The organism is Microcystis sp. M53603_WE2 (assembly GCF_030065435.1).
This window is the reverse complement of record NZ_JASJFF010001010.1, coordinates 1-5,058: the sequence shown is the minus strand read 5'-3', so window position 1 is coordinate 5,058 and position 5,058 is coordinate 1. Positions and strand designations below refer to the sequence as shown.

7 protein-coding genes and 1 pseudogene are annotated in these 5,058 nt (G+C 45.0%); 4 read left to right on the top strand and 4 right to left on the bottom strand.

Annotated features, from left to right (window positions below):
* Positions 1–6 precede the first annotated feature (6 nt).
* Entirely contained in the window at positions 7–570 is a 564-nt protein-coding gene (locus tag PX481_RS21340; protein ID WP_288095868.1) for a thylakoid membrane photosystem I accumulation factor, read from the bottom strand.
* Between the two features lie 48 nt (positions 571–618).
* Between PX481_RS21340 and PX481_RS21335 the strand changes: the two genes are divergently transcribed.
* The 3 genes from PX481_RS21335 to PX481_RS21325 are packed head-to-tail and all read left to right on the top strand — an operon-like array spanning position 619 to position 1,538.
* Complete coding sequence (locus PX481_RS21335; protein ID WP_288095866.1) at positions 619–1,113, top strand: J domain-containing protein; 495 nt, start codon at positions 619–621, stop codon at positions 1,111–1,113.
* A 5-nt stretch (positions 1,114–1,118) separates the two neighbouring features.
* Positions 1,119–1,391, top strand: coding sequence for a DUF3143 domain-containing protein (locus PX481_RS21330; protein ID WP_045361351.1), 273 nt, complete (start codon positions 1,119–1,121; stop codon positions 1,389–1,391).
* Positions 1,392–1,406: 15 nt separating this feature from the next.
* Entirely contained in the window at positions 1,407–1,538 is a 132-nt protein-coding gene (locus PX481_RS21325; RefSeq protein WP_288028144.1) for a hypothetical protein, read from the top strand.
* Between the two features lie 87 nt (positions 1,539–1,625).
* Here the strand turns inward: PX481_RS21325 and arsS are convergent, their stop codons facing one another.
* On the bottom strand, positions 1,626–2,603 hold the full coding sequence (gene arsS / locus PX481_RS21320) for an arsenosugar biosynthesis radical SAM (seleno)protein ArsS (protein ID WP_002763792.1): 978 nt from the start codon (positions 2,601–2,603) through the stop codon (positions 1,626–1,628).
* A 246-nt stretch (positions 2,604–2,849) separates the two neighbouring features.
* The gene (gene arsM / locus PX481_RS21315; RefSeq protein WP_002763796.1) at positions 2,850–3,824 is read right to left on the bottom strand and encodes an arsenosugar biosynthesis arsenite methyltransferase ArsM; all 975 of its coding nucleotides are present in this window, start codon (positions 3,822–3,824) and stop codon (positions 2,850–2,852) included.
* Between arsM and PX481_RS30215 the strand changes: the two are divergent.
* Positions 3,824–3,907, top strand: a pseudogene (locus PX481_RS30215) (type II toxin-antitoxin system RelE/ParE family toxin); the annotation flags it as partial. The gene arsM and the pseudogene PX481_RS30215 sit on opposite strands and share 1 nt — an antisense overlap.
* Positions 3,908–4,264: 357 nt before the next feature.
* On the opposite strand, the gene PX481_RS21310 reads toward PX481_RS30215, so the two are convergent.
* On the bottom strand, positions 4,265–4,852 hold the full coding sequence (locus PX481_RS21310) for a DUF3782 domain-containing protein (protein WP_071825151.1): 588 nt from the start codon (positions 4,850–4,852) through the stop codon (positions 4,265–4,267).
* Between the last annotated feature and the right edge of the window lie 206 nt (positions 4,853–5,058).

The following is a 5,058-nucleotide window of genomic DNA, read 5'->3' as shown; positions in this document are numbered from 1 at the left end:
GGGTAACTAGCGCAATTCAGCGTTAAACTCGTTAAAAGAGCGTCTTTTTAACTCTAGCGATTGCGATCGAGGCAAAAGCTCAAAAACCTTTCTTAAGACATCATCCACATCTTCATATTTAACATTGCCCAAACCATCATAAACCACTTTACCCTGTTGGTCTAAAACCACCGTTTGGGGAACCCCATCGCGATAATAGTAACCTGGTTCATCGGGACGATAGGAAGACTTTAAGGGGATAGAATCGACAGTAACGGGGATAATACTGGCGGCGCGACCGTAAAACTCTTGAAAACGGGAGACAATCGCCGCAAATCGCTTACAATCACTACTATCATCCAGATAATAGACAATAATAGCCGGAATTTTCCGTTGAAAAGTTTCCGCTAAATTTAAACGCGGTGGTACGAGGGAACCATTACCCGCATAGACCACAAAAATATTACCATCAAGGCGATCGTCATCGATCCCCGCATAGGCGCTAGGGGTTAGCCAAGGAGACAAACTCGCCAGGGACATAATAAGAAAGACAAGACAGATCCGAAGACGCAGCCGATAACGAGATTTCATGATCAACAGGGTTAAAATATTAAGACAATTTTCAGTGTAAAAAATCTTGTGACCTTCGAGCGCGATAATTCCCAAACCACCCCGCGAGTCATTGCCGCTAACTCGCGCTTTGCCGATACTTATTATGCCATTCTAGGACTACATCCGAGGGCCTCGGTGATCGAAGTGCGACGCGCCTATCGGGAACTCAGCAAACGATACCACCCCGATACTACCGAACTCAGCCCCGAAGTGGCAAAGGTTAAATTCCAGCGTCTTAACGAAGCTTATGCCACCCTGAGTAATCCCGATCGCCGTTCCCTGTATGATTTACAGATAGGTTACTCGCGCTGGAATGTCATCCAAACCATCCCCGATGGCGATCAACCCATAGCTAATCGTAGCGCCTATCTCGATCCGACCGATCGCCCCCTATCTTCGGGAGAGATTTTTGCTTTGTTTATCTTGGGACTGACTCTGCTCGGCTGCTTGTTACTGGCGGTGATTATTGCTATGCTTCGAGGAGAGAATGCTGTCACTGTAGCCCAATTATTTTTGATTTAGATGCGATGAAGATTCCCACTGCTGATACTCCCCTCTATAATCATCCCTTACCGGCGATCGAAGCATGGCTAGTTAAATTAGGTTGTCGGAAAAATAGCGAGAATGTCCACTGTTGGATCGTCGAAAAACCGACATGGAAAGCGGAAATCTGCCTCGATATCGAAGAAATCACCGTTCGTTACTTTCGGGCAGCCAATGACGGCAGTGACATCAATCGCGCTTTTAAATACTCCCTTAGTCGCCAAGATATCGAATCGGCGGTTTTTTCTGGTCCCTAATCAATAGTCCAACTTTTGACTAAAAAGTGCCAGCGATTGGAGCGATCGGGGGGAGAATTCAGGGACTTTTTCCCTGAAAATTGGCTAATTGACCACCTGAAAATCGGTAAAACCCCACACCCTACACCCCACACCCTACCCCGTTAAGACAGCACCGGAGTTGGTAGCAGGGAGAGCTAGTCCGAGCATTTGTACTAAATTTTCCGAGGCACGCTGTCAATCCAGTACACTTGTTCAGTTTGCAATCAAAGCTCCCCCACAACTGGAACCGCTGCCAGCAGTGCAACCGTAGCAATAGGAAGCGGTTTGTACCTCTGCAATTACATCTAAACTACCCGCTTGTAATAAATCCGGCAGGGTTAATTTTTGGCCTTGACTGGTGCAAGCGGCCAAATCCTCCATCTGATTAAAATCGCAGTCATAGATATTACCCAAATAATCGATCGAAAGCTGATTACGACACATCAAATGTTCGACAGTATCGCCATTAAAATGGTCTTCGAGGAATTGAAGATAGGGTTGATGGAGTTGCCGGTGTTCCAGATGGAAGCGCATCCTTCCAACGGGTAGGTTAGTGATAGTAAACAGATTGTTAAAAGAAATATTAAAATGTTCTTGCAAGAACTTTTTGTAATCCCGTGTCAGGGATACCTGATCCGGTGTGAGAGAAAAATTATCTGACTTAGGAATCTGGGGATTATAGACTAAATCCACAATCAAATTCGGCTCTTGAGCGTAGCCGAGACGGTTTAACCATTGTAAAGCGGCAATCGATCGATCATAGACTCCTTCCCCGCGCATTTTATCCACATTATCGGCAAGATAACAGGGTAAAGAAGCCACCACCCGCAACTGATGGCCAGCGCAATATTCAGGAATATCAGTAAATCCTTTCTCGAAATAAATAGTTAAATTCGAGCGCACAATTACCTGTTTCCCAGCTTTTCTAGAGATTTCCACAATCGGCTTAAAACCGTAGAGCATTTCCGGGGCGCCGCCGGTCAGATCGACGGTTTTAATTTGGGGAAATCTTTCGATCAGTTCGATAATTTGTTCGCACAGTTCTGGAGTCATTTCTTCGTAGCGACTTGGACTAGCTTCCACATGACAATGGCTACAGGCAAGGTTACATCTTTTCCCCAAATTAATTTGCAGAACCGAGATTTTTTGCTTAGTTAAAGGAGTTTTTAGTTTCTCAACAAAAGGAGTCATAGGAGAGTAAACAGTAATCAGTAAACAGTAAACAGTAAACAGTGAACGGTAAACATTGAACAGTCAACATTGAACAGTAAACGGTAAACAGTAATTAGTAAACAGTAAACAGTGACCAATAACTAATCAATGATAACTGATAACTCACATCTGATAACTGATAACTGATAACTGGTAACTGATAACTGGTAACTGATAACTGATAACTGGTAACTGAGGGATCGAACTTGTCTCGACGCTGCTTTTTTAACAGCAACCGCCTCCGTTATAGTGCCAAGTGGACTCGGTGATGAGGATATCTTGGGGAGAGGAGCGAGCTAAGTTGCCCGCAGTTTTATCACAGACGGCCACCGGCAATCCTTTGGCTAAAATATGCCCGGCACCATCATCGAAAATTGCCTCCGTACCAGTATAAATAGCAGTTTTGCCCGTAAAAATACAGGCCCCATCTTCGGGAATAGCTAGTTTAAAAGCAACGGAATCCAAACTTTCTAATAGGAGCGGATCGGCTAAATTATAACTCTGACAGTCCAGTAAACGATAGGGACGACGGGCCCGAATTTCTACCTGACCAAAACCAGCATCGAGCAACTGTTTAATATAATCATCGTAGGTCAAGGCCCCCGATAGACACATAGCTCGTAAACGCTGATCTTCTTGCAAATGTTCGGGGATTGGACGAGTGGCGATCGGATCGCTCATCAGTAAACGCCCTCCCGGTTTTAAGACGCGAAAAGCTTCCCGTAAAGCTAACTGTAAATCGGCTGGTTTAAAGATATTAAAAAGACAATTCTGCGCCACTACATCGACGGAGGCATCCTCCACCGGCAATTCAAAGGCGGAACCATCTCTAATTTCCACAAAATCGAGACTAAACCAGGGATTTTCCAGCAGCGCTTCGCTGAGATTTCTTTGGGCTGCCCAACGCATTTCTGGCACTGGATCCACCGCAATTACTCCCCCTGGACGACGGGAAAAATAGGCGAATTGCAGTGCTTCTAAACCACCACCCACACCCACATACAAAACCCTGGGAGAATTGCCTAATTCATTGGCCTGCACCGTCGTGCCACAACCATAGTTCATCTCTTGCATAATGGCAGGGATTTTTAACCCGGGTAGTTGCAAAGGACTGCTGTGGACACAACATAGCCCCACTTCGGGAGTTTGGGCTACTTCGCTGTAAAATTTGGCAGTAGCTTCCAGATAAGTCATTTTCATCCTTTAAACTCCTTTTCTCTGATCAATTCAAGGACCGACTTCGCATCCTCGCCCAACGCTATCGTAGCATTCGTACTGACCTGTAAACGCTTAAAATGCGTCTTAGTTTATCTTGATGCTCCGAGAACTCGAATATAGTCATTTCAATTAAGATTGAGAATATCAATGCCAGAGTTCATAAGGGTTTAACCGGTCTAGAGTGTATCAGACTTATCTGAAATGACTATATAGCGTTTTTCAGTCTGCTGAGGTACAAAAGTTATGGGTTTTAGGCACTCATGCAAGAGGCAGAAGGCAAAAGGGAAGAAAAATAGGTGTACCTCACTAGCTTAGGAAATGCTATATAAGCTAAACGGCTTTTACTTCGGATCACCGATATAGACTCCAAAAGGGTTATAGCTGTTGGATCATGCAGGTTAAGCGCCGTTTAGCTTATCTCTTTACCAAGTGTTCGGTTGAAAGTCAGCATCATTAATAATTGCCACCGTATCCCCAGATAGTTTAATCACAAATAAGCCTTTTTTATAAGCATAGCGATCTACACCTTTGTTAATTTCAATACCAGCGACTGCACCGTAAGCTCGATAGTTTTTGTAATGGGGAAAAGCGATTTTAAAACGAGTCAATTTTTCGATAAATTCATCTACATCATCTTGAGATAATCGAGATTTACATTCCACCACCACAAGATCGGTATCATCCACCCCTAGGATATCAATTTCCATGGCGATACCTTGACGCTTGACTCTAGCGCGGGGATAAACTTCCTTAATATCAATGCCTTTTTCCTGAAAAAGCCGTAAAACCGCCGGTTCTACCAATTCCTCCACAAATCGACCCCAGCGAGTGGTCAAACTATCTACCGCTTTGCTGGTTCGTTCTACGGTGCGTTTCAGTTCTGCCATCGAGCGCTCGGCTTCGGCAGCCCGGCGCTCGCTTTCTAATTTCGCTTCGGCGGCACGGCGCTCGTTTTCTAATTTCGCTTCGGCGGCACGGCGCTCGTTTTCTAATTTCGCTTCGGCAAAGATAAGTAGGGAGGCACAATTATTTGTAGGATGGGTTAGCGGTAGCGTAACATAATCGGGCGTTGGGTTTCATGCTTCAACCCAACCTACGTTCATCTTATATTTAATTCCACCCACCCACTTACGTTCCATTTCAGCCCGACGAAGATCGCTTTCCCTTAAACGGCGCTCAAACTCCTCGGCGGAAGCGCGGAATAGCTGGTAAATAT

Coding starts and splice junctions, on each gene's coding strand:
- PX481_RS21340 (WP_288095868.1), bottom strand. CDS start 570: ATGAAATCTCGTTATCGGCTGCGTCTTCGGATCTGTCTTGTCTTTCTT.
- PX481_RS21330 (WP_045361351.1), top strand. CDS start 1,119: ATGAAGATTCCCACTGCTGATACTCCCCTCTATAATCATCCCTTACCG.
- arsS (WP_002763792.1), bottom strand. CDS start 2,603: ATGACTCCTTTTGTTGAGAAACTAAAAACTCCTTTAACTAAGCAAAAA.
- arsM (WP_002763796.1), bottom strand. CDS start 3,824: ATGAAAATGACTTATCTGGAAGCTACTGCCAAATTTTACAGCGAAGTA.